Origin of the sequence: Guyparkeria sp. TX1 (genome assembly GCF_046523965.1) — a bacterium.
Classification (GTDB): Bacteria; Pseudomonadota; Gammaproteobacteria; order Halothiobacillales; family Halothiobacillaceae; genus Guyparkeria.
Map to the genome: position 1 here is coordinate 830,318 of NZ_CP144142.1, position 24,797 is coordinate 855,114.

Below are 24,797 nucleotides of genomic sequence, written 5' to 3' on the forward strand. Positions count from 1 at the left end.
GCCCGATTCCGGCGACCATCCAAGGAGAGATGAAGATGAAACACATGACGTTGATCGCCGCTGCCGCGAGCGTGTTGCTCGTTGCCGGCTGTGCGCAAAACCCTTATACCAGTGAGCAGGACAAGACGGCCAAGGGTGCGACCGTTGGCGCTGGCGCCGGCGCTATTCTCGGTAACGTGATTGCCGGCTCGGGCAACAAGACCGGCGGCACCCTGATCGGTGCTGCGGTGGGTGCCACCGTCGGTGGCTTGGTCGGCCGCCAGATGGACCAGCAGGAGCGCGAGTTGCGCCAGGAGATGGAGGGCACTGGTATCGATGTCCAGCGCCAGGGTGACACCATCCGCCTGCAGGCACCCGAGTCGATCACCTTCGACACCAACAGTGCCGACATCAAGCCGCAGTTCCGCTCCACGCTCGATCAGCTGGCCAACTCGCTGCAGCAGTACCCGAACACCGTGGTGCGCGTCGAGGGCCACACCGACTCGACCGGTTCGGCGAGCTACAACCAGGACCTGTCGCTCAACCGTGCCCAGAGCGTGACGAGCTACCTCTCTCGCTCCGGTGTTTCTGCCAGCCGCCTGCAGCCGGTCGGTTACGGCTTTAGTCGCCCGATCGCGACCAACGACACCGCTGAGGGTCGTGCGCAGAACCGGCGGGTCGAGATCCTGATCCTCCCTGCAGAGCAGCAGTAACCCGCAACGCCGATTTCGATGACGAAGGCCCCGGTCAGTCCGGGGCCTTTTTCTTGGGCGCATCAACGGGGACGGGTGGGTCGATCTGCGTGCCCCGCTCCAGTGACAGTCGGCTTGCCGTGCCGGCGGACAGCTCCAGCACATAACGCGCCGCTGCGTCGCTCGGGTAACCGGGGCAGGGATCGCGTCGGCAGGGCGGCACGGACTCGTGACGTTGCACCAGGCGCCAGTCGGCATCGAGATAGAGGATGTCGATGGCAAACGAGACGTTCTTCATCCAGAACGAGCGCGGTGCCTCGTCGGGGTAGATGAACAGCATGCCCTGGTTATCTGCCAGCGGGGGGCGGTGCATCAGTCCCCGCCGGCGGCTCGTCGGGGTGGTCGCCAGTTCGACCTGGAATCGCTCGCCGCCCAGCCACATTACCCGCTGGGTGCCGTCGTCGGACGACGGGCTGCCCCATGCCAGCCACGCGACCAGCAGCAACGCACCCAGCAGCAGGGTGGTCGTAAACGGGCGAGAGGTCAGTGTGCGCAGTGGCGTGGGCATGCGCGCATCATAGCGCCGAAAGGAGAACTGATCGCCCTGACGCGCCCGGCGGGCGCTGATAAGATATGCGGCCCGTATCTACACTGCCCAGGCCCCCATGACCCAACGTCCCGATGCCGAACAACGGCGCGCCGAAGCGCTCGATTACCACGCCAAGCCGCAGCCGGGGAAGATTGCCACGGCGATCACCAAGCCCACCGAGACGGCGCGCGACCTGGCGCTGGCCTATTCGCCGGGCGTGGCCGAGCCGGTGCGCGCGATTGCCGCCGATCCGGATGCCGCCTGGCAGTACACCGCCCGCGGCAATCTGGTGGCCGTGATCTCCGATGGCTCGGCGATCCTGGGGCTGGGCGATCTCGGGCCACTGGCATCCAAGCCGGTGATGGAGGGCAAGGGCGTGCTGTTCAAGCGATTTGCCGACATCGACGTGGTCGACCTGGAGGTCGAGGCAGAGAACCCTCAGGCCTTCATCGACACGGTGCGCCGGCTCGAGCCCTCCTTCGGTGGCATCAACCTCGAGGATATCTGCGCGCCGCGCTGCTTCGAGATCGAGGCCGCGCTGAGCGAGACGATGGACATCCCGGTCTTCCACGACGACCAGCACGGCACGGCGATCATCATCGCCGCCGGGCTGACCAACGCCCTGCGTCTGCAGGGCAAGCGCCTCGAGGAGGCGAAGCTCGTGCTGGTCGGGGCGGGCGCGGCCGGCACGGCCACCCTCAACCTGCTGCTCGACATGGGCCTCAAGCGCGAGAACCTGCTGGTCGTCGATCGCGTCGGCGTGCTGCACGAGGGGCTCGATGACCTGCCCGAGCATCATCGCCGTTTTGCCGCCAAGACCGAGGCGCGCACGCTCGCCGAGGCGCTGGTGGGCGCCGATGCCTTCGTCGGCCTGTCGGCCCCCAACCTGCTCAGCGAGGAGATGCTCGCCAGCATGGCGGACAAGCCGGTGGTCTTCGCGCTGGCCAACCCCGACCCGGAGATCCTGCCCGAATTGGCCCACCAGGTGCGCGATGACCTGATCATGGCCACGGGGCGCAGCGATTACCCCAACCAGGTCAACAACGTGCTGGCCTTCCCGTTCATCTTCCGCGGTGCGCTCGATTGCCGTGCCCGCCGGATCACGCCCAACATGAAGATCGCTTGCGTCGAGGCGCTGGCGGCACTCGCCCGCGAGGCCGTGCCCGAGTCGGTGCTCAAGGCCTACGATCTCGACATGATGGCCTTCGGGCCGGAGTACATCCTGCCCAAGCCGTTCGACCCGCGCCTGATCGAGCGTCTGCCGGCGGCGGTTGCCAAGGCCGCCGAGGCCGACGGCGTGGCGCGAACCCCTTACCGCCCGCATCCGATGCCGGGGGCCTGATGACCCAATCCCGAGCCTGGTTGATCGATGCCCACGCCCAGATCTGGCGGGCGTGGCACGTCTACGACAAGGGACGCACCGATCAAGCCGGTCGCCCGGTCAATGCGGTGCTCGGTTTTGCCGATTACCTGCTGGCGCTGCTGGAATCGACCTGGCTGCCCAACCAGCCGGCGCCGATCATCGCCGCGATTTTCGATGCCCCCTGTGGTCGTGGCCATCGCCAGGCGATCTATCCCGACTACAAGGGGCACCGCCCGCCCACGCCGGTCGATCTCAAGGAGCAATTCCCGCGTTGCCGCGAGCTGGCGGAGGCGGCGGGTTTCGGCGCGCTCGATCACGCCGGCTTCGAGGCCGACGACGTCATCGGCACCCTGGTCGGGCGGCTGCGCAGCCGCGAACGGGCCGTGACCATCGTCACCGGCGACAAGGATCTCGCCCAGCTGCTCGGTCCGGACGATCGCTGGTACAACCCGATGCGCGGCTCGGTGATGGCCTACGGTGACGTCGAGCGGCGCTTCGGCGTGCGCCCGGCGCAGATCGCCGACTGGCTGGCGCTCTCCGGCGACGTGGCCGACAACATTCCGGGCGTGCCCGGCATCGGTCCGCGCACCGCCGCCCGCCTGCTCAGGAAGCACGGCTGCATCGATGGTATCTACGAGAACCTGTCCGCCGTCTACGGCATGAAATTCCGCGGTGCGCCGCGCGCCCAGCGGCTGCTCCAGGAGAACGAGGCGCAGGTGCGCCTGTCGCGGCGGTTGACCGAGATTGTCTGCGACCTGCCGTTGGCCGAGACCCCGTCGCCGTGGCAGGGCATTGATCGCTCCGCGCTGGTTAGCCTTCTCGAGCAGGCCGGCGCCGACCCCGCCCAGATCGAGCGCTGGGAGGCCTGGGACGCCCCGCTCGTGCGTTCCGCCTGAGGCTCACCGCTATGGCCCTGCTCGCCTTCAACAAGCCGTTCGATTGCCTGTCCCAGTTCACGGCCGAGGCCAACAGCCCGGCGGCGACCCTCGCCGACTGGATCGACTTTCCCGGCGTCTATCCGGCCGGTCGCCTCGACCGAGACAGCGAGGGGCTGTTGCTGCTCACCGACGACGGACGCCTGCAGAACTGGCTGGCCGACCCACGCCACAAGCTCGCCAAGGTGTATCTCGCCCAGGTCGAGGGCGAGATCGACGAGGCGGCATTAATCGCCCTGCGCGCAGGCGTGACCCTCAAGGACGGCCCCACGCGCCCGGCGGGTGCCGAGCGAGTCGCCGAGCCCGACTGGCTCTGGCCGCGCGATCCGCCGGTGCGTTACCGCAAGAGCGTGCCGACGAGCTGGGTGCAGATCACCCTGCGCGAAGGGCGCAACCGTCAGGTGCGGCGCATGACCGCCCACGTCGGCTTTCCCACCCTGCGCCTGATCCGGGTAGCGATTGGTCCTTATCGGCTCGATGGTCTCGCCCCGGGCGAATGGCGTGAGCTGACCGCCTGACAGGCCGTAGCCCGGCGGTTGTGTCGCGATTACCCCGCCCCGCGAGTTTCCGAGCCGATTTGTCGGGTAAAACCCGTGTTTCTGCAATGGCTTACCCCGAATTGGCGGTCGGTTTCCGGCCCCTGTTTTGCGCCCGGGTCGATTATCCGGTAGATTGCGCGCTCCGCTCGGCGCGGCGGAGTGTCCGGAGTCGCTGGTTTGGTGTTTCAGAACAGTGACTTGCGGGATGACAGGTGAGCAAGAATACGGGGCGTGCCATGAATATCATGAAGCAGTTTGTGCTGGGTCGTCGGCTGGTGGGCGGCTGGGCGTTGGATCAGGGCGTCACGCTCGACGATGCGGCTGCCATCCGTCTGGCCGAGGCCTTGGCCGAACGTGACTGGCAGGCCCCGCGGGGCGCCGACGACCTCGACCTGTCCCTGCTCTCCTTCCTGGTCCTGGAGACGGCTCACCGCTACTACGTCCAGGCCGACAAGGCACTCAAGACCTGTCAGTCCGAGGAAGGGCGCACGCTCTTTCCCGCCGCAATGCTCCCCGAGCGGCTGGCCGATCTCGCCGCCACGCTGCGCTTCTACAACGAGGCGCCGGTGTTGGCCGAGTCCTTGCCGGTCAACGGGCTGGCGAGCCTGCAGAGCCTGACCAACACCCTGTTCGCGGTGATCGCCGCGCAGTTCCCCGAGCACATGGCCGAGGTGCACCCGCAGGCGATGCGCGCCGAGGTGGCCGAGGTGGTTCGCGCGGGTTTTGCGCGCACGGCCGCTCACGTGCCGGTCTACTCGCCCACGCATCTCGAGTTCATGGGCGCGGTCGACAAGACCCGCTGTATCTTTGCCCCGTCGGGCAAGTACTGGGGGGCGCGTGATTACGACCCGGCACGTGGCTTCGACGCCAACGTGCGCCAGTTCGGCGAGGACCTGTTCCGGTTCATGACGGTCGCGCACAAGGAAAAGTTCAAGGGATTGGCCTTCCGTCTGCCCGCCTCGTTCAGCAGCTCGATCGAGCGACTGGCCGAGACCACCGCGACATTGCTCGAAGGGCTCAACCGCATCGACCCGGCCGGGTCGGACTGCCTGCGCCGCGTGGATGACAAGGCTGGTTGGAAATTCGTGTGGGCGGGCGAGAGCATGTTCCTCACCGCCTTCGGCGTCTGCTATCCCGACGATCACCCGCGCAACCCCTACGGTTTCGATTACACCTACTTCTTCTTCCAGCCGGACTTCGTGCTGCGCAATCACCCCGGGCTGATCGATGGCAAGGAAGAGATCTCGCGTCAGCGCATCCTCGCCTCGTTCCGCAAGGACGGCATGGACTACGACAATGCCGGCAAGGAAGCGGAGCACGCCCGCTATCTCCGCCCGATGGCACCTGACGACCCGGCCGTGGCCTGGTGGGAATACCTGCCTGCACGGCAGGTGATCGAGGAGCCGTTGCCGGCGGCGGTCTAACCCGCAAACGACTCCCCTCCTACGGTTGGGTTTCGCCTTAGTCCACTCGCGACAGCAGGGCGGCGCGCAGCTTGTCCGACAGCGGCGGTTCGGCCAGCCAGATACCAAAGTAGGCCCGTGCCAGTTCGCGGTCGTTCGATTCGAAGCGGGTCTCGTCGTTGAGGCTCAGGGTCAGGCGTTGTGCCTCGGGGTCCCAGTCGAGTCGGTAGCGATCGTCGTCGGTCACGTCGATCATCGCGTTCTGGATCGCGTCGATCTTCGGCCGCAGCCGCTCGCGTTCCCCGCCCGCGTACTGCTCGTCCAGCGCCACCCAGGTTGCCTTGCGGATATCCTCGACGCCCACGTCACGGTGGTACTCGAGGATCAGGCTCATGGGCACCTCGGCGTTGACGATGGCGTTCTCGTTGGCCTCGGCCGGTGCGTAGAGCGCCGCGTCGTAGACATCCCAGATCATGTAGCTCGCCGTGCCCGAGCCCTGCAGCACCAGCGCGGTGCCGGCGAGTTCGCTCTGTGGGGTGAAGGCGTCGGCCCATGCCGTTGCATTGCCCGTCGCTCCACCAAGCATTAATGCCAGGCCCGCACCCAGCAGGGCCGTGCGGCGGCTCACGATGCGCCTCCGTCCGGATCGCTCTTGGTGAAGAACAGCGTGACCTCGCCGACGCGGATGCCGAATTTCTTCACCGTCGCGCGGTTGATCACCACGTTCTCGCTGCGACGGATCATCCAGTCGTCGAAGGCCACGTCGATGCTCGAGTCGCCGTAGGGCAGGCGCAGCACGTAGCGCCAGTTGAGCGCCTGGCCCACCTCGTGGCCCTCGGCGGTACCGACGATGTCGCCGGCCCGCCCCACATAGCGGCCCTCGCCGGTGGGCGTGATGCGCCAGGTGCGCTGGTCGGTCTCGCCGTCGTCGTAGACGAAATCCTCGTCGAGCACGAATTCCTCGTCTTCCCAGTAGCCGTCGATCTCGACGCGGAACTGGCGCTTGATCTCGCCGCCGCGGCTCTCGAAGATGCCGTGCGCCCAGGTCTGGCCCTCGAAGTACTCGGTAAGGTCGAAGGCGGGCGTGGTGCCCTGGAATTGCTCGAGTTTCATGCTGCTGCATCCCGTGAGTAGCAGGGTGAGGGCGAGCGCGCTCGCCACGGTGAAGCGTCGGATCATGGGGTGGTTCCTCGCAGGGTGGTTTCCGGCAGATGCGATTCGGTGTCGGTCAGCTGGCGGAAGACCAGCCAGGCGGCAGCGAGCTTGAAGATGACCGGCAGCGCGCCGTAGGTGACGGCCAGGGCGGTGGTGTCGCTGTCGCCGGCCTCGAAGCCGGCTAGTGCCAGCACGCCGTAGCCCACGCCGACGGCCACCGCCAGCGCAAGCTTGGTGGCCAGCCCCAGCAGGCCGAAGAACAGCCCGGCGCGATCGCCGCCGCCATCGTCGCTGTCGATCCCGGCGATGTCGGCCTGGATCGAGGCCGGCAGCGCCATGTCGGCACCGAGGCTCAGGCCCGAGACCGCGCAGATCAGGGCAAACCAGACCACATCCCCGCTGCCCAGCCACGGGGCGAACGAGAAGCTGATCGCGGCGAGCAGGATCGAGGCACCCCAGGCGCGGCGCTTGCCGATCCGCCGGGCGACGGCAGTCCAGACCGGCAGCGCGGCGATGCCGGCACCGAAGTACAGCAACAGCAGCCAGCCGAGCCGGTCCTGGGCGCCGAGCCGGTCGGCGACGAACATGAGAAATAGCGCGGCGGGGATGCCATTGGCCAGGTTGTTGAGGAAATAGCCGCCCAACAGGCCGCGCAGGCGGCGGTTGTGTTTCAACAGCGGCCAGCCGTGACGCCAGTCGACCAGCGGGCGATGCACGGCTGGCTCGGGAGTGGTCGCCGCCATCAAGAGGAAGCCTGCCGGCAGCAGGATCGCCATCAGCCAGAACACGGCGGCGAGCACGTCCGCCGGGGCCTCGCTGCCCAGCAGGATCGGCAGGGCGGCGGCGAGCACGGTGCCCACCAGGGCCAGCCCCTCGCGGCCGGCTGCCAGGCGGGTGCGCCCGTGCGGGGTCGGGTCGGCCTCCGCGCCCAGGCTGGTGTAGGGCAGCTGGATCATCGTCCAGCCGAGAAACGCCGCCAGGCCCCACAGGTAGAGATACCAGAGCCCGACGTCGTCGCCCGGGCGCAGCAGGAACCACAGCGAGGCGATCAGCAGCGGCATCCCGGCGCCCATCAGCCACTTGCGCCGATGGCGGCCGGGGATGCGGTCGGACAGGTAGCCGACCACCGGGTCGGTGATCACGTCCCACAGTCGGGTGAGCATCAGCGCTGTGCCGACGGCGGCCAATCCCAGCCCCAGTTCGTTGGCGTAGAACGGCGGCAGGTAGACGTACAGCGGGATGCCCATCAACGCCAGCGGCAGGCCGGGCGTGCCGTAGGCGAGCACCTGCCACAGGGTCAGTCGTGGCGTTGTGCTCGCGGCCGGGTTCATGGGCGTTCCAGGATGACCTGGGCGACGTTGATCCGGCCGGCGAGAAAGCCCGCCTCGCAATAGGCGAGATAGTAGCGCCAGGTCTGGCGGAAACGGTGGTCGAAGCCCAGGGTTTCCAGTTCGTCCTCGACCGCGTCGAAGCGTTCGCGCCATCGGGCGAGCGTGCGGGCGTAATCGTGACCAAACAGGGCAGTCTCGCGCACGGTCAGCCCGGCGGCCGTCGCCCCGGCCTCGAAGCGCTCGACCGAGGGCAGCATCCCGCCGGGGAAGATGTAGAGCTGGATGAAGTCGGGCTCGCGGCGGTAGCCCTCGAACGCGTCCTCGTCGATGGTGATGACCTGGATGGCGGCGCGGCCGCCGGGCTTGAGCCGGTCATGCACGGTCTGGAAGAACGTCGGCCAGTAGCGCTCGCCGACAGCCTCGAACATCTCGATCGAGACGATGTGATCGAACTGGCCGCCCTGGTCGCGGTAATCGGTCAGGTGCAGGCGGGCGCGGTCATCGAGGTCGGCGGCGGCGAGCCGGTCGCGGCCGTAGGCGAGCTGTTCGGTGGACAGGGTCAGCCCGTCGAGGCGCAGCCCACGATGGGCAGCGGTCTCGGCCAGCCCGCCCCAGCCGCAACCGATCTCCAGCAGCCGGTCTCCCGGACGGGCGTCAAGCCGATCGATCAGCCGGTCGTACTTGCGTTGCTGGGCGGTGGCCAGCGACTCGTCGGGCTCGGCGAACAGGGCCGCGGAGTAGGTCATCGACTCGTCGAGCCATAGCCGATAGAAGTCGTTGCCCAGATCGTAGTGCGCGGCGATATTGCGCCGGCTGCCGCGGCGATGATTGGCCCGCAGCGCATGCTGGATGCGATGACCGAGCCGGGCCCAAAAGCCGGGGCGCAGCTCGTGGCCGATCGCCTCGAAGTTGCGCGCGCCGATCTCGAGCAGGCCGGTCAGGTCATCAGTGGTGAAGTCCCCCTCGATGAAGCCCTCGGCGATTCCGATGTCACCCAGGCGGGCGATCCGGGACAGCAGCCGCGTGGGGTGATGCAGATGCACGCTTGCCGACAGCTCGGGCTGCTCGGCACCGATGCACTCGGCAACTCCACCGTCGTCGGTGGTCACCCGGAGTCGGCCGATGCGGATATTGGAGAGGAAGTGACCGACCCAGCGGGCGCCCAGCGGCAGGGCGTGTTCGGCCGGCCGCTCGCGGGCGGTCGAGTCCGAGACCGGGCTCAGGTTTCGTGTCTGGACGATGGGCATGAGCTGACCTCCGATGCCGGTGGTGGTGGGCTCTTGTGGAAACGCCCACCCTTGAGCCAGATTTTCAGGGCCTGCCAGTGGATCAGGCCGATCACCTTGACGGTGAGAAACGGGATGCGCAGGGCCTCGAGCATCAGTCGACGATCGGTGAGCTCGCGACGTTGCGCGTTGTGGGTGGCGACCAGCGTCAGGGTTTCCTCGCCATCCGGGTCGAGTTCGGTCTCGCGGATCGAGACCCCCAGCCGCTTGCCGGGGCGCGAGAGCCGGAAGTGGTAGCGCATGTTCATGGGCAGGAACGGCGAGACGTGGAACACCTTGTCGGCCTGCGCGCGGAAGGGGCTTTCCAGCGGGCGGCCGTGATCGTGCAGAAAATAGTGGTGGTGCCCGCCGAAGGTGTTGCTGACCTCGCAGTCGATCGCGACCAGCTCGCCGGCCCGGTCGTGGCAATACCAGACGGTCAGCGGGTTGAACTGGTAGCCGAGCACCCGCGGGTAGGCCGAGACTAGGATCTTGCCGCCCTCGATATCGATGCCCTGGGCGCGGGCGGTGGCCGCGATCCAGTCGCGCAGCCGCATGTCGCGGCGCGGGCCGTGATCGCGGTCGTGGATCGAGAACAGGTTGAAACGGTTATGCGACAGCAGGCGCTGACCGGGGAAGCCGGCCTCGAGGTCATCGAGATCGACCAGCAGCGAGAACACGCGATAGCGGAAGCGATAGCGGGCCCGCGTGAACCGCTGGTGCATCACCCAACCCTGGTAGAGCGCCGAGGTCACGCCGCCTCCATTCCAAGGTCGTTGGGGGGAATGTCTTCCCAGGGAATCGCCGTGCCGAACTGCCGGGCGACGGCCACGGCCGAGGCCAGACCGTCTTCGTGGAACCCATACCCCGTCCAGGCGCCGGCATAGAAGGTGCGTCGATGGCCCTGCAGGGCAGGTAGTCCGGCCTGGGCGGCCACGGCCCGGGCGTCGAAGACCGGGTGGTGGTAGGTGATCTCGCGCTCGACGAGTGACTCGCGGGGCGGCTCGAAGGGGTTGAGGGTCACCAGCCAGTCGTGGGCCGCGTCCAGTTGCTGCAGGTGGTTCATCCAGTAGGTCACGGCCACGGCCCGTTCACCGTCGGCATCACGTCGGCCCAGGTAGTTCCAGCTCGACCAGACCTGGCGTCGGCGGGGCATCAGGCTCGTGTCGCGATGCAGGAAGGCGCGGTTTTCCTGAAAGCGGAACGCGCCAAGCACGCCGGCCTCTGCTGCATCCGGTCGGTCGAGCGTGGCGAGCGTCTCGTCGGCATGGCCTGCCATCACCACCGCATCGAAGCGTCGATCGTACTCGGGCAGCGTGACGCCGGTTTCGTCGCGCTCGATGCGATTGACCGGGTGCGAGGTCAGTGCCTCGAAGCGCCGTTCGGCCAGCATCCGGTCGACGTAGCGTCGCGAGCCGCCCGGTACCGTTTCCCATTGCGGGCGATCCTGCACGTTCATCAGGCCGTGGTTGTCGAAAAACTGCAGGAAACTTCGTGCCGGGAACGCACGCATCTGCCGGGTCGGGCAGGACCAGATTGCCGCGGCCATGGGTAGGAGGTAATCCTCGGCCAGTCGTGGCGAGAAGCGATGCTGCTCGAGGAACTGGCCCAGGGAGAGCGTACCGAGCGAATTGCCGGCAAGCGCGGCCTTGCCCAGCCGGTTGAAGCGCAGGATCTCGGCGACCATGCGCAGGAAGCTGGGTCGCAGCAGGTTGCGGCGTTGGGCAAACAGGGTATTGAGGTTGTCGCCGCTGTACTCCAGCCGGCCGCCGTCCATGCTCATGCCGAACGACATGTCGGTGGGCTGGGTTTCGATATCGAGTGACTCGAACAGGCCGAACAGGTGCGGGTAGTTGGGTCGATTGCAGACGATGAAGCCGCTGTCGACCGCGATGCCCCCACCTCGGCCGTCGTCGACCAGGTGGGTGTGGGTATGCCCGCCGATGTAGTCGTTCTTCTCGAGCAGCGTGACGCGATGCTGCTGGCCCAGCAGCCAGGCAGTACCCAACCCGGCGATGCCCGAGCCGATCACGGCGATCTCGAGCGGTCGGTCGGCTGGCTGTGAAAACGGCAGGGTCTGGGTCACTCGCGGCTCCGGGGTTCGGCAGAATACCCGTTGAGTGTATAACCGCTGTACAGGTTTTGCATAAAAATTTGCGCCGCCATGTTTCGACTCGTTTTCCGGTTTCAACACGAACGGTGTTCTGCCCCCGATCCCGGGTCGGATGCGGGTGTTCCCCGTCGTGATCGGAGCGCCTTGCGCGATCGTCTGCGGCAGGCGGCGGCATCGCCGTGCGAGGAAATTGCAGGACTGACTCCCCGCTCGTCCCCTGCTGGTCGTGCTCGGCGATCAGCGCAATACCGACAGCGCCCTGTTCGACGACGCTGATCCGGCACGTGATGTCATCGGGATGGCGGAGGTGCTCGGCGAGGTGACCGATGTCTGGTCACACCAGTCGCCCACGACCCCGAAAAATCCCTGCATTTTTCATGGACTTGTGCGCGTCGCCACGCCCGATTTAGGTAGCCTTTGTATCGGCTTTCTGGGATAATGGCGCGTTGGAACGCGACATAATTTGTGCGCTTTTCCCGCCGCCTAACCGAGCCGCCCCATTCCCGGAGCGGCTTGATCTCGACCGGAGCCCCCGGCCCATGCCCGAGCTCAACGCCATTCGACTGATTCGCCGCAAGGCGATGCTGCTTGCGGTGCTGGGTATCCTCGTCAGCGGTGTTCTCGTGGCGTTGGTCACCGCGGTGCCCATCTACCAGTCCGCGCGCGAGGGGCTGGAGCGCAGCACGTTGATGGGCATCCAGGCACAGGGCGCGGCACTCAACAACCTAGTGCAGCGTTACGAAGGCATTGCCCGCCAGGTCACCAGTCGCACCGAGATCCGCCATCGGCTCGAGTCCTACGTCCAGGGGGAGATGTCGATCGAGTCCCTGACGGCTTACACCGCGCCGCGACTGGCCGATGCGCTGGGGACGTCGCCGGCGCTGGTCGGCATCAAGCGGCTTGGCCCGTTCGGCGAGGTAATCGTCGACGAGGGCGTGACGGCCGAGGTGCCCGGGCACTCGATTTTCGATGAGCTGGATGGCGTGCAGAGCCGGCTGGTGCAGTTCGAGGATCGCATTATCTGGCGGACCGCGGCGCCCATCCTCGGAAATGCCGGTGAGCGACTGGGCACCGACGTGCTGTTCTTCGAGGTGGGCGGCCTGGTCGAGTTGCTCGAGCGGGCACGCACCCTGGAACCTTCGGCGCGGGGCTTTCTGCTCGATCACCGCGAGAAACGCCTGGTGGGCGTGAACGCCGACGCCACCGGGCTGGAGATGGAACAACCGCGCGAGACGATCGCCGGGGACCTGGCGCGTATCGACCCGACTGGTCCCGGTGTGGTCTGGCCCGAACTCGATGGCGAGACGCGGGTGCTGTTCTACACGCCGGTTGGCGGTGGGCGCTGCCTGCTGCTGATCGACGCGGGTTTCTGGAGCTTCTATCAGCCGGTAGTCACCCGATTGCTCTGGCCGTTGGGTCTGGTCTTCCTGTTGTTGCCGATCGTCGCCCTGCTGGCGGCGCGGGCGTTGCGCCCCGTGTTGCGGCGTTTGTCGAATCAGGCCGAGGAGTTGGAGCGCTCGGCCGGGGAATTGCGCCTGGCGGCCAGCGTGTTCGAAGGCACTGGCGAGGCGATCATGATCACCTCGCCCAATCACCGCATCCTGCGCGTCAATCCCGCGTTCACCCGCATCACCGGTTTTGCCGCCGACGAGGTGATGGGCCGTCCGATGTCGGACCTGTTTCAGTTGGATGAAAAGGAAAGAGAGCAGTTGGACCGGATCTGCCAGCGCTTGAATCTCGAGCATGGTTGGCAGGGCGAGCTCGACTATCGCAACCGCCGGGGCGAGCGCCTGACCGCGTTACAGACGATCAGCAAGGTCACCGACGAGCATGGCCGCGTCAGCCATTTCATCCATATCTTCAACGACATCACCGAGACCAAGGCGGCCGAGCTCCAGATTCGTCACCAGGCCCATCACGACTCGCTCACCGATCTTCCCAACCGCGCCTCGCTCAAGTACCGGATCGGCGAGGCGGTGGCCCGGGCACGGCAGGACGAGACGCGCCTGGCGGTGCTGTTCCTCGACCTCGACTACTTCAAGGAGGTCAACGACCGTCTGGGTCATGCGGTCGGTGACCAATTACTGCGCGAGGTATCCGAACGACTGCAGCGTCTGCTGCGCCACGAGGACACCGTGGGGCGCCTGGGCGGGGACGAGTTCCTGATCTTGCTGGAGGGGTTGCCCGCGCCACGGTTTGCCGGCCAGGTGGCGGCCAAGGTGATCGAGGTGCTGACCCAGCCGTTCGACCTCGATGGCGAGGAGGTCTCGATCGGGGTGTCGATCGGGATCGCGGTCTTTCCCGAGCTGGGTGGGGACGTCGAGGCGTTGGTCAACCACGCCGATGCGGCCATGTACGAGGCCAAGGCCGCCGGGCGGGACACATTCCGCTACTTCGACGGGGCGATGGGCGAGGTGGCGCCGCGGGAAGGAGGGCGCCGCCCGTCCTGATCTACCTTCCCCGGCGCGGTGCGATCCGGTCCAGCCCGGGGCGGCCAAGAAAAAGCCCCCGCGGCAACGTGCCGGCGGGGGCTTTTTTCGTTCGGGTGTCCGGGAACGCTTACGCGTCGCGTTCCTGGATCAGGCGATGGATGCGCGGGGTCAGGATCAGGTCCATCGCGTAGCTCATCTTGCCGCCCGGCACCACGATGGTGTTGTAGCGGGACATGAACGAGTTCGGGATCATCTGCAGCAGGTACGGGAAGTCGACACCGAACTCGTCCGGATCACGGAAGCGGATCACGACCACGCTCTCGTCCGGCGTCGGGATGTCGCGCGCGATGAACGGGTTGGAGGTGTCGACGGTCGGCACGCGCTGGAAGTTGACGTCGGTCTGCGAGAACTGCGGGGTGATGTAGTTCACGTAGTCCGGCATGCGGCGCAGGATGGTGTCGACGATCTTCTCGGCGGAATAGCCGCGCTCGGCGTTGTCGCGGAAGATCTTCTGGATCCACTCGAGGTTAACGATCGGCACGACGCCGACGCCCAGATCGACGTGCTGGGCGACGTCGACGTCATCGGTCTTCACCAGGCCGTGCAGGCCTTCGTAGAACAGCAGGTCGGAACCGGCCGGGATGTCTTCCCAGGGGGTGAACTCGCCCGGACCCAGGTTTGTGTTCAGGCGCGCATTGTGCTCGGCGGCTTCCTCGTCGCTGTGCAGGTAGTAGCGCTTCTTGCCGGAGCCAGACTCGCCGTAGCTCTTGAACAGCTCGCCCAGCTTGTCGAAGTGGTTGGCGTTCGGGCCGAAGTGCGAGAAGAAGTTATTGCCCTTCTCGGCCTCGGCGGCCATGCGCTCGCGCATGTCCTTGCGGTTGAGTGCGTGGAAGCTGTCGCCCTCGATCACGACCGGCGAGATGCTCTCGCGGCGAAAGATATGGTTGAAGGCACTCTTGACGGTGGACGTGCCGGCGCCGGACGAGCCGGTAACCGCGACAACGGGATGCTTCTTGGACATGGTCCCTCCTGTTGGAAAGCAATAAAAACGAAACGTGGAAAAGCGGCGGAATCGGGTCGTTTCGACCGGGGAGGAGCGCGTTTCTGGTGCGCGCGACTCGACTCACTCGGCAAACGAAAGCCCACGATAATAGGGGTTTAGCCGGTCGGGAACAAGTTGGCAGGCTACCGGGGCTGGCCTGCTGCGCCGGCGTGCCGGCCGGTTTCCAGCCCCGGTAAGGGGTTGTGTCTGCCGCGTTCAGCGGCGGCGATAGAGCAGATCGAAGACCTGGTGGCCACGTTCCTCGCCGCGTCGCTCGAACTTGGTGCGCGGGCGCCAGTCGGGCCGGGCATTCTCGCCGCTGCCCTCGTGTTCGGCCACGAACGCCGGGTGGGCATCGAGCACCTCGCGCATGTGCTCGGCGTATTCGGCCCAGTCGGTCGCCAGGTGCCACAGTCCATCGGGCTTGAGGCGAGTGGCGACCAGGTCGGCGAACGCCGTCTGCACGATGCGGCGCTTGTGGTGGCGCTTCTTGTGCCAGGGGTCCGGGAAGTAGAGCAGCAGCCGGTCGAGGCTTTCCTCGGGCACTCGCTGCTCGACGAACGGCACGGCATCGCCGCAGACGGCCTTGAGGTTGGTCAGGCCGAAGTGCTCGATGCCGTTGAGCAGGTGGCCCACGCCCGGGCGGTGGACCTCGATGCCGATGAAGTCGCCGTCGGGGTCCTTGGCGGCCATCTCGACCAGGCTGTCGCCGTTGCCGAAACCGATCTCCAGGGTCAACGGTGCCTGTCGGCCGAACAATTCGGCCGGGTCGATCCGCGGGCCTTCCGGCTCGATCAGGTATTTCGGTCCCAGCTCGTTGAGTGCCCGCTGCTGGCCCGGCGTGAGTCGGCCCTCGCGGCGGATGAACGAGCGGATGCGCCGCCGGATGCCGTCACTCTTTTCGGTCGTTTCACTCATGGGATCAGAAGAACAGGCCGTCGACGGGCGAGGAGGCGCTCGCAAAGCGCTTTCGGGGCATGCGCCCGGCGAGGAATGCCTCGCGTCCGGCCTCGATGGCCTTCTTCATCGCCGAGGCCATCAGCACCGGGTTCTTCGCGTGGGCGATGGCGCTGTTCATCAGCACGCCGTCGCAGCCGAGCTCCATCGCCACGGCCGCATCCGAGGCGGTGCCGACGCCGGCATCGACGATGATCGGTACCTCGGCGTTCTCGATGATGGTCATCAGGTTGTACTTGTTCTGGATGCCGAGCCCTGAGCCGATCGGGGCGGCCAGCGGCATGACCGCCACGCAGCCGATCTCCTCGAGCCGTTTGGCGACGATCGGGTCGTCGGAGGTGTAGACCATCACCTCGAAGCCGTCCTCGACCAGGGTCTCGGCGGCGAGCAGGGTATTGGTGATGTCCGGGTAGAGGGTCTTCTCGTCGCCGAGCACCTCGAGCTTGACCAGGTTGTGGCCGTCGAGGAGTTCGCGCGCCAGGCGGCAGGTGCGCACTGCCTCGGTGGCGGTGTAGCAGCCGGCGGTGTTGGGCAGGATGGTGAAGCGCTCCGGCGGCAGGACGTCGAGCAGGTTGGGCTCGTCCGGATTCTGGCCGATGTTGCTGCGACGGATCGCCACGGTGACGACTTCGGCCCCGGCGGCCTCGGTGGCCTCGCGGGTCTCGGTCATGTCCTTGTACTTGCCGGTACCAGTCAGCAGGCGCGAGGAGAAGCGGCGGCTGCCGACGATCAGCGGCTGGTCGGCCGTCAGGCTGGATTCGGGACGGTTGTCAGTCATGGGCTTGGTTTCGATTGCGTGTGATGTAGGGGTGGCGGTCAATGCCGGGCGCCGGCCCGGTGGCTGCCGCCCTCGATGGTGTCGTGCGGGTCGAGGCTCAAGGCCAGGCCGTCGATCGTCAGCGGATCGTGCAGGTGCTTGAGCTTGATTACGGTGAGCACCAGGCTGCCCGAGTCGTCCGGCAGCGGGGCGCTGCGCACCACTTCGCCGGCGGTCTCGTCCTTGTCGTTGTGGATCGGCGTGCCGGGTGCCGGCGGGGCGAGCCCGAGCACGTGGCCTGCAAACAGGCGCCGATTGGGCTTGCCCAGGTAATGCATCCGGGCAATGACTTCCTGACCCGGATAACAGCCCTTCTTCAGGCTGAATGCCTCGAGCTCGTCGAGGTTGATCCATTGCGGCACGAAGTGCTCGGCAGTCTCGCTGGTGACCTCGGGGAGGCGGTCCTCGATTTCGGCGCGCTCCCAGTGATCGGTCGAGACGATCGCCGTGGCGTCGGTCGCGGAGCGCACCATGGCTTCCAGATCGCTGGCCGGGCCATGGACGGCGATGCGCACGCCGTTGTTCGCGTGCTGCTCTTCGCGCAGGAACAGCCGGCCCTGTGCATCGACGACGGCGGGCCAGCGGCCGGGAGCCGGCTGGGTCTTGCTCAGGCGTTCGATCGCCTCGCAGGCAGCGGCATCATCGAACGGGCAACTCATCGACTTGGCGTCTCCTGGCCAGATCAGCCCGAGTGCGGTCTGGTCCTCGGCCAGCGACAACTGCACGTCGCGTCGCAGGACGTACATCTGCAGGCGCTTGAGCAGGCCAGGAGCGAGTTCGGCGCGCGTGACCAGACGGAATCCGTCCTCGTGCGCGGCGATGCGCATCAAGCCCAGAGCCCGGCCCTTCGCGCTGCAAAACGCGGAGAAGGAGGCCGCCTCGTCGCTCAGTGCGTTGATGTCCTGCGTGAGTATCGCGTGCAGGAACGCCTGTGCCTCCGAGCCGGCGACCTCGATCACTCGACGTTCGGGCAGGTCGGTCAGCAGGATCGCACCGGCGGCCGGGCTGTCGCTCGGCTGCATCAGGTCGTGCCAGGTTGTGTCGGTCGCGTCGGACATTGGCGAGTTCGGGGTCATAATGATCGGGGGGCAAGGATAGCATCACCCCCCGCGGCTTGGCTTGGATGGAAGGGCGCCCATGGAACGGGTATCGGAAGGATTGAGTGAATCGCTTGTTGCCGACCGCTGGTTGCTGGCGGCCTGGGTTGGGTTGGTGCTGGCCGCCTGGCTGGCGGCGAGCCTGGTCGTCTGGCAGGCACCCCGGCCGGTCGGGGTGCACACGCCGCCATTGGAATGGCTGTGGCGTTCGGCGGCCTGGCTGGTGGTCTCGGGCTGGTTGTGGCGTTGGCTTCGTCATCGCCCCCCGGGCTTTGCCATCGAGGGGCGACTGGCCTGGTCAGCCGGTCGTGCGGAGGTGCTGCTGCCCGACGGGGAGTCGATACGCGGGGAGACGCGCGTGCTGTGGCAAGGCCCGTTGTTGGTCGGGGTAACTCTCGATGATTCCGCTGCCGGGCGGTTCACCCTCTGGCTCACGCCGTGGCGGCTGGGGCGGCGCGGCTGGTGGCGGTTGCAGCGCTTTTTGACGTTGGGGTCGCCGTGATCAGTCGCTCGAGTCGGGTTGCCGCAGGCGGCCGTCCAGTTCGAGGATCTGCTCGCGCAGGGCCTCGGGCGAGCGATCGTTGACCAGCTCGAAATCGGCGATCGCCCGGCGGGCGCGGTCATCGACCTGGGCGGCGATCAGTTGCTCGGCTTGCCCGGCATCGATCCCCGGGCGGGCGGCCAGTCGCTCGCGCCGCAGCGCAGGCGGGGCGGTCAGGGTGATCACGGCGTCGAGCCAGTCGCGGTAGGCCGGCCAGACCGAGGCCTCGGCGAGCAGCGGCACGACCACCAGCACGTAGGGCGCGTGATGGGCCGCGGCCGTCGCGCGTTCGCGGGCCCTTACCCGGATGGCCGGATGCAGGATCGCCTCCAGCGCGGCGCGCTCCGCCGGCTGATCGAGGATCAGCCGGCGGAGCCGGTCGCGATCCAACCGGCCATCCTCGAGCAGGATCTCGTCGCCGAATCGAGCCTGGATTTCATCGAGGCAGGGGCTGCCCGGCTCGACCAGCTCGCGGCTGATCGCATCGGTGTCGACGATCGGGATGCCCAGCTCGGCAAAGATCGATGTCGCCAGGCTCTTGCCGCTGGCGATGCCGCCGGTCAGGCCGACGATGCGCCCGCAAGTCTCGGGCGGTTCCGACGGGTTTTCCGACGGGTTTGGGGCCTGAGTCCTCATGCCACGATCAGAACGGACCGCCCAGATAGGCCGTCATGATCGGCTCGCCCAGATACAGGGCGACCAGCCCTGCGATCGCCAGATAGGGGCCGAAGGGGATGGGGATGCGCCGGTCGTGGCGCAGCAGCAGGATCATGGCGATGCCGATCAAGCTGCCGGCCAGGGCCGAGAACAGGATTACCAGCGGCAGCATCTGCCAGCCCAGCCAGGCCCCCAGCGCGGCGAGCAACTTGAAGTCGCCGAAGCCCATGCCTTCCTTGCCGGTGAGCAGCCGGAACAACCAGTACACCGACCATAACGCGAGGTAGCCGAACACGGCGCCCAGCACTGCCTCGTCGAGCGTGAGATGGTAGTCCGGTAGCAGGATCGGCAGGAGCAGGCCCAGCCACAGCAGCGGCAGGGTGAACACGTCGGGCAGCAGCTGGGTCTTGAGGTCGATGACCGATGCGGCGAGCAGGGCCCAGCTCAACAGGAACACGGCCAGGGCGAGCGCGGTCGGGCCGAATTGCCAGGCGGCCAGGCCGACGAGGGCGGCACTGGCGAGTTCCACCAGCGGGTACTGCCAGGAGATGGGCTGACCGCAGTTGGCGCAGCGCCCGCGTAGCAGCAACCAGCTGAGCACCGGGATGTTCTGCCAGGCGCGAATGGAGCTGCCGCATCGGGGGCAGGTCGAGCGCGGGCGGACCAGGTTGAAGGGCTCGTCGTCGGCCGTGGCGGGCGCGTCCTCGCCGGCCAACAGGGCACGGCATTCGCGCTTCCATTCGCGTTCCATTATTACCGGCAGCCGGTTGATGACGACATTGAGAAAGCTGCCTACCAGCAGGCCGAACAGGCTGGCCACAGTGATCCAGATGGCCGGATGTTGCTGGAAGATGGCTTGGATTTCGGACATGGGTTGCTCGGACCTGGGACGGGGGCCTGACATGGAAACGGCCCGATGAATGACACGGGCCGTCGGAAGGGCGAGCCGGAAACCTGGTGATCAGACCACGGCGCCCAGCTTGAAGATCGGCAGGTACATGGCGATGACCAGGCCGCCGACCACGATGCCGAGGAAGGCCATGATCATCGGCTCGAGCAGGCTCGACATCGCATCGACCATGTTGTCGACCTCCTCCTCGTACATGTCGGCCACCTTGGCGAGCATGCTGTCGAGCGCACCGGTCTCCTCGCCGATGGCGACCATCTGGATCACCATCACCGGGAACAGGTTGGATTGCTGCATGCCGATGCGCAGTGGCGAGCCGGCGGAGACCAGATCGCGCATGCTCATGACCGCGTCGCGGAACACGGCATTGCCGGTCGCCCCGGCCGTCGGCGGCAGGGCCTCGACCAGTGGCACACCGGCGGAGAACATGGTGGCGAGCGTACGGGCGAATCGGGCGATCGCGGACTTTTCCATCAAGGGGCCGAAGATCGGCAGCTTGAGGACTATCCGGTCGAGGAAGTGGTTGAACCGGTCCGAACGGCGCTTGACGAACACGAACAGGAAGATCACCGCGGCGATGCCGCCGAAGATAAAGTGCCAGTAGGCTCGGAACAGGTCGGACAGGCCGATGACGAACTGGGTGAAGGCAGGCAGGTCGGCGCCGAATCCCTGGAACAGTGATTCGAACTGCGGGATGACGAAGATCAGCAGGATCGCGGTGACGATGAAAGCGACCACCAAAACCGCGGTCGGATAGAACAGCGCCTTCTTGATTTTGCCCTTGAGGCTCTCGGTCTTTTCCTTGTAGGTCGCGATGCGATCGAGCACTACTTCCAGCGCACCGGACTGCTCGCCGGCGCGGACCAAGTTGACGAACAGCTCGTCGAAGTACTTGCGGTGCCGGTCGAGGGCATCGGCCAGGTTGGTGCCACTCTCGACGTCGTTCTTCACCTCGTTGATGAGGTCCTTCATCGTCTTCTTTTCGGCGCTCTGGGCGATGATGTCCAGGGCCTGCACGATCGGCAGACCGGCGGTCATCATGGTCGCCAGCTGCCGGGCGAAGGTGGCGATGTCGCGCGGCTGGACCGGCTTGGAGCTGGAGAACAGCGGCTTGGCTTTGCGCTTGACCCGGATCAGGGTCATGCCCAGGCGGCGGATCTCGGCGCGCACGGCGGTGTCGTTGAACGCCGCCATCTCGCCCTTGATTACCCGGCCTTCCTTGGTGCGCGCCTCGTAGCTGAAGACGGGTTTTTCGGTTGTCTTGTTCTTGCGTGCCGCAATGGCCATCTTGTCTCTCCCTTGATCCCGGCCGCCTTCAGTCCTTGGTGACGCGGTTGATTTCCTCGAGGCTGGTCACGCCGGCAAGCACCTTTTTCAGACCCGAGCGCCGCAGGTCGGGGATGCCTTCCTTGTGTGCCTGATCGGCGATGTCGATCGCGTTGCCGCCTTCCATGATGATCCGCCCCATCGCCTCGGAGACCGGCATCACCTGGTAGATGCCGACCCGGCCCTTGTAGCCGTTGGTGCACTGGTCGCAGCCGACGGCCTTGAATATCTTCGGCGAGCCGGCGAGGTCCTCGGCGGTGAACCCCTCCCGGCGAAGTTCCTCGTCGGGGACGCTCTCCTTGGTGCGGCAATTATTGCACAGGCGCCGCGCCAGTCGCTGGGCGATGATCAGGCTCACCGACGAGGCGATGTTGTAGGCCGGCACCCCCATGTTCACCATCCGGGTGAGCGTCTGCGGTGCATCGTTCGTGTGCAGGGTCGAGAGCACCAGGTGGCCGGTCTGGGCGGCCTTGATTGCGATCTCGGCCGTTTCCAGGTCCCGGATCTCGCCCACCATGATGACGTCCGGATCCTGACGCAGGAAGGCGCGCAGGGCGTTGGCGAAGGTCAGCCCCACCTTGGGGTTGACGTTGACCTGGTTGATGCCCGGCACCACGATTTCCGCCGGGTCCTCGGCGGTCGAGATGTTGCGATCGCCGGTGTTGAGGATGTTCAGGCCGGTATACAGCGAGACCGTCTTGCCCGAGCCGGTGGGGCCGGTGACCAGGATCATGCCGTAGGGCTTGTCGAGCGCATCCATGTAGAGCGCTTTCTGCTCGGGCTCGTAGCCGAGCTGATCGATGCCCAGTTGCGCGCTGGTCGGGTCGAGGATACGCAGCACGACCTTCTCGCCGAACAGGGTCGGGCAGGTGTTCACACGGAAGTCGATCGAGCGGTTCTTGGACAGCTTGAGCTTGATGCGCCCGTCCTGCGGGATGCGCCGCTCGGAGATATCCATCCGGCTCATCACCTTGACGCGCGCGATGATGCGATCGGCCAGGTTGGCCGGCGGCTTGGCGCTCTCGGTGAGCATGCCGTCGACGCGGAACCGCACGCGGAACTGTTTCTCGTAGGGCTCGATGTGGATGTCGGAGGCGCCCTTGCGGATGGCGTCGGTCAGGAGCTTGGTGACGAACTTGACCACCACGTCGTCCTGGATAGAGGCATCCTCGACGTCGTGGGCGTCGTCGTCCTCGCGTTCGAACTCGACGTTCGACAGGTCGTCGTCGAGTTCGTCGCCCAGGGCGTCCATGCTGTCGCTTAGGGCCTCCTCGAGCAGGCGCGCGATCTTCGGCGCCTCGGCGACCACTGCCTCGATCGCCATGTTGGTCGAGAAACGAAAGCCGTCGATGGCACCGGTGTCGGACGGGTCGGCCACGGCCACCGTCAGGCGCCGACCGCGCTTGAACAGCGGCAGCGCCATGTTGGCCTGCAGGACCTTCTCGGGGACGAGTTTCAGTGGCAGGTCGCTGGTGTCGATGGCATCGAGGTCCACCAGCGGCAGGCCGAAGCGCTTGGAGGCGACGGCGGCAATGGTCGCCGCCGACACGCCCTCGGCGATTATGGTGTTGAGCAGCGAGTCCTCGCTGCTGTCAGCCTTGGTTTGAAGGGCCTTCGCCTGGTCGGAGGACAGGGCGTCCTCCCTGACCAGGGCGCTGAGCAGTCCATTGACGGGGGGTGCGCTCATCGATCCGCCTGTGCGTTGTCGCGTCCGTGTTCTCTGCCCCGGGAGCGGGGCGGCATGCGCAAAGCATGCCCGCTTGGCTGGTTTCTGACAAGGTTCCTTGAGGAAACTCTGCACGATTCGATGGCGCCGCTGGCTAACAGGTTTGTTCGCAATCAAGGCGCCGTGCCGAAGGCGGGCTCACTGCCCGGCGAGGGGCGGAAACGCCGAGTACGGGCAAATCTGTCAGCCCCATTCGGGCGGGCCGCCAAGGCCCCATTTGCCGCGTTGCAGTCCTTGTGAAGGACCCCGCCATTCACTTCGGACCGCGCCTTGCAACTGGGCCCTTTGCGGTCCCGCAGAGGCACTATCGAATCGTGCAGCGTTTCCTTAGACGCGCTGCGGTGTTCGGCTCAGTCGGCCGCGCCCGACTCCTGGCGGGATTCGAGCTCGGCGACCCGGGCGCGCAGGCGCTCGTTCTCCTCGCGCATGCGGACCAGTTCGGTCACGTCGCGCTGGATGCCGATGAAGTAGGTCAGGTGGTCGTCGTCGTTGAAGACCGGGGTGATCGACAGCTCGTTCCAGAACAGGCTGCCGTCCTTGCGGTAGTTGCGCAGCACCACGCGGGTGGCCTCGCCGCGACGGATGGCCTCGCGGATTTCCGCCAGAGGGCTCTGTTCACGATCACCGGCCTGCAGGAAGCGGCAGTCCTGATAGAGGATCTCCTCCTCGGAGTAGCCGGTTAGCTCCTCGAAGGCCTGGTTCGCATAGATCAGGATGTTGTCCGAGCCTTCCTGCTCAGCAATCACGATCCCGTCCGTGGAGGCGTTGACCGCCTTCTTCAGCAGATTCGCATCCAGCATCAAGGTCCTGGATCTCCTGTTGCGCGTTGAGCCACGCATTGTGACACAGACGAAACGATGTCCACAGGTAGGGTCAGTGACGGGTCAGGCGGACCGGGGCCGGCTCGGGGCGCCCGAGTGCCTCGGCCACCTGTTCGCGACAATGCTGGATGTCCTTTTCCACCAGTTCGCGCCAGCGTTGCATGAAATCGACCGCCTCGTTGCCGTTCTCGGGCTCGCGCAGGGGCAGCTCGCACCGGAAGACCCGCGCCCCGGCCGCGCTCCGGACCGGATGCTCGGGGCGGGTCGTGTCGAGGCGAATCCAGGCGCGTGCGCCCCAACGACGCGCCATTTGCGTGCGTTGGGCCTCGGTGAGGCCGGTCGGCAGCAGCCGGACATGGAACTGGTCGTCGTGCAGGGCGGTGAACAGTCGCAGGCCGCCGGCGGAGAACGGTCGGCCCGGCACCAGGTTGTCGATCACGACCACCGGGCCGGGGGGGCGACCCGGGGCATCGGCCACCCATTCCGCGCGCCCCTTGATGTACTCGGCCAGCCACACCAGGCCCAGATCCCGGTCCGGCCAAGCGGTGCGCGCCTCGAGTTGGGCGAGTGCCTCGATCAGCACCTCGCGCAGGTAGTCCTCGGGGGTGAGCCACATCAGGGCGGTGGCTTCGGCCGTGCGTAATTCGGATGGGTCGAGATCGATTGCCGCGCGCATCACCCGGTCGAGCAGCGAGCGGGGTGGCGAGACGTGGGGCTGGGTCGCTAAAGGCGGGGCCGACTCGCTCGCCGAGCCCCCGGTGTCGGGCCCTTCCTGCTCGAGCAACGAGGCGATCTGGGCGAAACCCATGCCGCTCTCGGCCAGTTCCTGGATGCGCTGGATGGTGCGGATGTCTGCCTGGCTGTAGAGCCGGTGTCCGGCCGGGGTGCGCGTTGGGCGTATGAGGTCGTAGCGACGCTCCCAGGCGCGCAGGGTGATCGGGTTGACCCCGGTGATCTGCGATACCGATCGGATCGGCAGCAAGGCCTGGCTTTCGGTTTCGGCTGGGCTGGATTCGGTCGTGGACAAGGCGCCACCTGCGACGTATCGAGTGATGTATAACTTCTGCATCGATATTGTAGCAGCCCTCGACTACGCTCGTGGCGTGATTT

25 protein-coding genes are annotated in these 24,797 nt (G+C 66.6%); 8 read left to right on the plus strand and 17 right to left on the minus strand.

Annotation, left to right across the window (positions count from 1 at the left end):
- Positions 1 to 35: 35 nt before the first annotated feature.
- Positions 36 to 692 (plus strand): OmpA family protein, encoded by a 657-nt coding sequence (locus tag VWP12_RS03940; protein ID WP_125198036.1) that lies wholly within the window; start codon positions 36 to 38, stop codon positions 690 to 692.
- Between the two features lie 34 nt (positions 693 to 726).
- Here the strand turns inward: VWP12_RS03940 and VWP12_RS03945 are convergent, their stop codons facing one another.
- Complete coding sequence (locus VWP12_RS03945) at positions 727 to 1,239, minus strand: DUF192 domain-containing protein (protein WP_410474700.1); 513 nt, start codon at positions 1,237 to 1,239, stop codon at positions 727 to 729.
- A gap of 97 nt (positions 1,240 to 1,336) precedes the next feature.
- Here VWP12_RS03945 and VWP12_RS03950 point away from each other — a divergent pair, with 97 nt between their 5' ends.
- The 4 genes from VWP12_RS03950 (at position 1,337) to VWP12_RS03965 (ending at position 5,521) form a co-directional block, all read left to right on the plus strand.
- The gene (locus VWP12_RS03950) at positions 1,337 to 2,602 is read left to right on the plus strand and encodes a malic enzyme-like NAD(P)-binding protein (RefSeq protein ID WP_410474701.1); all 1,266 of its coding nucleotides are present in this window, start codon (positions 1,337 to 1,339) and stop codon (positions 2,600 to 2,602) included.
- Complete coding sequence (locus VWP12_RS03955; protein ID WP_410474702.1) at positions 2,602 to 3,519, plus strand: 5'-3' exonuclease H3TH domain-containing protein; 918 nt, start codon at positions 2,602 to 2,604, stop codon at positions 3,517 to 3,519. Before VWP12_RS03950 ends, VWP12_RS03955 begins: the two co-directional genes overlap by 1 nt.
- Before the next feature lie 11 nt (positions 3,520 to 3,530).
- Positions 3,531 to 4,076 carry a pseudouridine synthase gene (locus VWP12_RS03960; RefSeq protein WP_410474703.1) on the plus strand — a complete coding sequence of 182 codons (546 nt, stop codon included), beginning with the start codon at positions 3,531 to 3,533 and terminating at the stop codon, positions 4,074 to 4,076.
- Between the two features lie 233 nt (positions 4,077 to 4,309).
- Positions 4,310 to 5,521: a hypothetical protein gene (locus VWP12_RS03965; RefSeq protein WP_410474704.1), complete on the plus strand. Its 1,212-nt coding sequence runs from the start codon at positions 4,310 to 4,312 to the stop codon at positions 5,519 to 5,521.
- A gap of 37 nt (positions 5,522 to 5,558) precedes the next feature.
- Here VWP12_RS03965 and VWP12_RS03970 read toward each other — a convergent pair whose 3' ends face one another.
- From VWP12_RS03970 to VWP12_RS03995, 6 genes are read right to left on the minus strand one after another with little or no spacing between them, the layout of a single operon-like run.
- Entirely contained in the window at positions 5,559 to 6,128 is a 570-nt protein-coding gene (locus VWP12_RS03970) for a chalcone isomerase family protein (RefSeq protein ID WP_410474705.1), read from the minus strand.
- On the minus strand, positions 6,125 to 6,679 hold the full coding sequence (locus VWP12_RS03975) for a DUF3833 domain-containing protein (protein WP_410474706.1): 555 nt from the start codon (positions 6,677 to 6,679) through the stop codon (positions 6,125 to 6,127). The genes VWP12_RS03970 and VWP12_RS03975 overlap by 4 nt, the downstream gene beginning before the upstream one ends.
- Positions 6,676 to 7,986 carry an MFS transporter gene (locus tag VWP12_RS03980; RefSeq protein WP_410474707.1) on the minus strand — a complete coding sequence of 437 codons (1,311 nt, stop codon included), beginning with the start codon at positions 7,984 to 7,986 and terminating at the stop codon, positions 6,676 to 6,678. Before VWP12_RS03980 ends, VWP12_RS03975 begins: the two co-directional genes overlap by 4 nt.
- The gene (locus VWP12_RS03985; protein ID WP_410474708.1) at positions 7,983 to 9,233 is read right to left on the minus strand and encodes a class I SAM-dependent methyltransferase; all 1,251 of its coding nucleotides are present in this window, start codon (positions 9,231 to 9,233) and stop codon (positions 7,983 to 7,985) included. The genes VWP12_RS03980 and VWP12_RS03985 overlap by 4 nt, the downstream gene beginning before the upstream one ends.
- Entirely contained in the window at positions 9,206 to 10,006 is an 801-nt protein-coding gene (locus VWP12_RS03990) for a DUF1365 domain-containing protein (RefSeq protein ID WP_410474709.1), read from the minus strand. Before VWP12_RS03990 ends, VWP12_RS03985 begins: the two co-directional genes overlap by 28 nt.
- Complete coding sequence (locus tag VWP12_RS03995) at positions 10,003 to 11,337, minus strand: NAD(P)/FAD-dependent oxidoreductase (protein WP_410474710.1); 1,335 nt, start codon at positions 11,335 to 11,337, stop codon at positions 10,003 to 10,005. The genes VWP12_RS03990 and VWP12_RS03995 overlap by 4 nt, the downstream gene beginning before the upstream one ends.
- Before the next feature lie 253 nt (positions 11,338 to 11,590).
- Here VWP12_RS03995 and VWP12_RS04000 point away from each other — a divergent pair, with 253 nt between their 5' ends.
- A complete protein-coding gene (locus VWP12_RS04000) occupies positions 11,591 to 11,803 on the plus strand; it encodes a hypothetical protein (RefSeq protein ID WP_410474711.1) in 213 nt (70 codons plus the stop codon).
- A 100-nt stretch (positions 11,804 to 11,903) separates the two neighbouring features.
- Complete coding sequence (locus VWP12_RS04005) at positions 11,904 to 13,814, plus strand: diguanylate cyclase domain-containing protein (protein ID WP_410474712.1); 1,911 nt, start codon at positions 11,904 to 11,906, stop codon at positions 13,812 to 13,814.
- Positions 13,815 to 13,923: 109 nt separating this feature from the next.
- Here the strand turns inward: VWP12_RS04005 and VWP12_RS04010 are convergent, their stop codons facing one another.
- The 4 genes from VWP12_RS04010 to VWP12_RS04025 form a co-directional block, all read right to left on the minus strand.
- A complete protein-coding gene (locus VWP12_RS04010) occupies positions 13,924 to 14,817 on the minus strand; it encodes a phosphoribulokinase (RefSeq protein ID WP_410474713.1) in 894 nt (297 codons plus the stop codon).
- Between the two features lie 237 nt (positions 14,818 to 15,054).
- Positions 15,055 to 15,756 carry a tRNA (guanosine(46)-N7)-methyltransferase TrmB gene (trmB, locus tag VWP12_RS04015; protein ID WP_410474714.1) on the minus strand — a complete coding sequence of 234 codons (702 nt, stop codon included), beginning with the start codon at positions 15,754 to 15,756 and terminating at the stop codon, positions 15,055 to 15,057.
- 4 nt (positions 15,757 to 15,760) lie between these two features.
- Complete coding sequence (locus VWP12_RS04020; protein ID WP_125198023.1) at positions 15,761 to 16,573, minus strand: thiazole synthase; 813 nt, start codon at positions 16,571 to 16,573, stop codon at positions 15,761 to 15,763.
- A gap of 38 nt (positions 16,574 to 16,611) precedes the next feature.
- Positions 16,612 to 17,670, minus strand: coding sequence for a YgfZ/GcvT domain-containing protein (locus VWP12_RS04025; RefSeq protein WP_410474715.1), 1,059 nt, complete (start codon positions 17,668 to 17,670; stop codon positions 16,612 to 16,614).
- A 79-nt stretch (positions 17,671 to 17,749) separates the two neighbouring features.
- Between VWP12_RS04025 and VWP12_RS04030 the strand changes: the two genes are divergently transcribed.
- Entirely contained in the window at positions 17,750 to 18,211 is a 462-nt protein-coding gene (locus VWP12_RS04030) for a hypothetical protein (RefSeq protein ID WP_410474716.1), read from the plus strand.
- On the opposite strand, the gene coaE is transcribed toward VWP12_RS04030, so the two are convergent.
- The 6 genes from coaE to VWP12_RS04060 all read right to left on the minus strand — a co-directional run bounded on the left by coaE (position 18,212) and on the right by VWP12_RS04060 (position 24,714).
- Positions 18,212 to 18,886 (minus strand): dephospho-CoA kinase, encoded by a 675-nt coding sequence (gene coaE / locus VWP12_RS04035; protein WP_410474717.1) that lies wholly within the window; start codon positions 18,884 to 18,886, stop codon positions 18,212 to 18,214.
- Between the two features lie 7 nt (positions 18,887 to 18,893).
- Complete coding sequence (locus VWP12_RS04040; protein ID WP_125198019.1) at positions 18,894 to 19,778, minus strand: prepilin peptidase; 885 nt, start codon at positions 19,776 to 19,778, stop codon at positions 18,894 to 18,896.
- Positions 19,779 to 19,868: 90 nt separating this feature from the next.
- Positions 19,869 to 21,101, minus strand: coding sequence for a type II secretion system F family protein (locus tag VWP12_RS04045; RefSeq protein ID WP_125198018.1), 1,233 nt, complete (start codon positions 21,099 to 21,101; stop codon positions 19,869 to 19,871).
- 28 nt (positions 21,102 to 21,129) lie between these two features.
- Positions 21,130 to 22,827, minus strand: coding sequence for a type IV-A pilus assembly ATPase PilB (gene pilB, locus VWP12_RS04050; RefSeq protein ID WP_410474718.1), 1,698 nt, complete (start codon positions 22,825 to 22,827; stop codon positions 21,130 to 21,132).
- Positions 22,828 to 23,216: 389 nt separating this feature from the next.
- On the minus strand, positions 23,217 to 23,666 hold the full coding sequence (locus VWP12_RS04055) for a PAS domain-containing protein (RefSeq protein WP_410474719.1): 450 nt from the start codon (positions 23,664 to 23,666) through the stop codon (positions 23,217 to 23,219).
- A gap of 73 nt (positions 23,667 to 23,739) precedes the next feature.
- Positions 23,740 to 24,714, minus strand: coding sequence for a MerR family transcriptional regulator (locus tag VWP12_RS04060; protein ID WP_410474720.1), 975 nt, complete (start codon positions 24,712 to 24,714; stop codon positions 23,740 to 23,742).
- Positions 24,715 to 24,797: the final 83 nt, after the last annotated feature.

Coding starts and splice junctions, on each gene's coding strand:
- VWP12_RS03955 (WP_410474702.1), top strand. CDS start 2,602: ATGACCCAATCCCGAGCCTGGTTGATCGATGCCCACGCCCAGATCTGG.
- VWP12_RS03975 (WP_410474706.1), bottom strand. CDS start 6,679: ATGATCCGACGCTTCACCGTGGCGAGCGCGCTCGCCCTCACCCTGCTA.
- VWP12_RS03945 (WP_410474700.1), bottom strand. CDS start 1,239: ATGCCCACGCCACTGCGCACACTGACCTCTCGCCCGTTTACGACCACC.
- VWP12_RS04030 (WP_410474716.1), top strand. CDS start 17,750: ATGGAACGGGTATCGGAAGGATTGAGTGAATCGCTTGTTGCCGACCGC.
- coaE (WP_410474717.1), bottom strand. CDS start 18,886: ATGAGGACTCAGGCCCCAAACCCGTCGGAAAACCCGTCGGAACCGCCC.
- VWP12_RS03985 (WP_410474708.1), bottom strand. CDS start 9,233: ATGCCCATCGTCCAGACACGAAACCTGAGCCCGGTCTCGGACTCGACC.
- pilB (WP_410474718.1), bottom strand. CDS start 22,827: ATGAGCGCACCCCCCGTCAATGGACTGCTCAGCGCCCTGGTCAGGGAG.
- VWP12_RS04055 (WP_410474719.1), bottom strand. CDS start 23,666: ATGCTGGATGCGAATCTGCTGAAGAAGGCGGTCAACGCCTCCACGGAC.
- VWP12_RS04005 (WP_410474712.1), top strand. CDS start 11,904: ATGCCCGAGCTCAACGCCATTCGACTGATTCGCCGCAAGGCGATGCTG.
- VWP12_RS03950 (WP_410474701.1), top strand. CDS start 1,337: ATGACCCAACGTCCCGATGCCGAACAACGGCGCGCCGAAGCGCTCGAT.
- VWP12_RS03980 (WP_410474707.1), bottom strand. CDS start 7,986: ATGAACCCGGCCGCGAGCACAACGCCACGACTGACCCTGTGGCAGGTG.
- VWP12_RS03940 (WP_125198036.1), top strand. CDS start 36: ATGAAACACATGACGTTGATCGCCGCTGCCGCGAGCGTGTTGCTCGTT.
- VWP12_RS04025 (WP_410474715.1), bottom strand. CDS start 17,670: ATGTCCGACGCGACCGACACAACCTGGCACGACCTGATGCAGCCGAGC.
- trmB (WP_410474714.1), bottom strand. CDS start 15,756: ATGAGTGAAACGACCGAAAAGAGTGACGGCATCCGGCGGCGCATCCGC.
- VWP12_RS04045 (WP_125198018.1), bottom strand. CDS start 21,101: ATGGCCATTGCGGCACGCAAGAACAAGACAACCGAAAAACCCGTCTTC.
- VWP12_RS04020 (WP_125198023.1), bottom strand. CDS start 16,573: ATGACTGACAACCGTCCCGAATCCAGCCTGACGGCCGACCAGCCGCTG.
- VWP12_RS04040 (WP_125198019.1), bottom strand. CDS start 19,778: ATGTCCGAAATCCAAGCCATCTTCCAGCAACATCCGGCCATCTGGATC.
- VWP12_RS04010 (WP_410474713.1), bottom strand. CDS start 14,817: ATGTCCAAGAAGCATCCCGTTGTCGCGGTTACCGGCTCGTCCGGCGCC.
- VWP12_RS03960 (WP_410474703.1), top strand. CDS start 3,531: ATGGCCCTGCTCGCCTTCAACAAGCCGTTCGATTGCCTGTCCCAGTTC.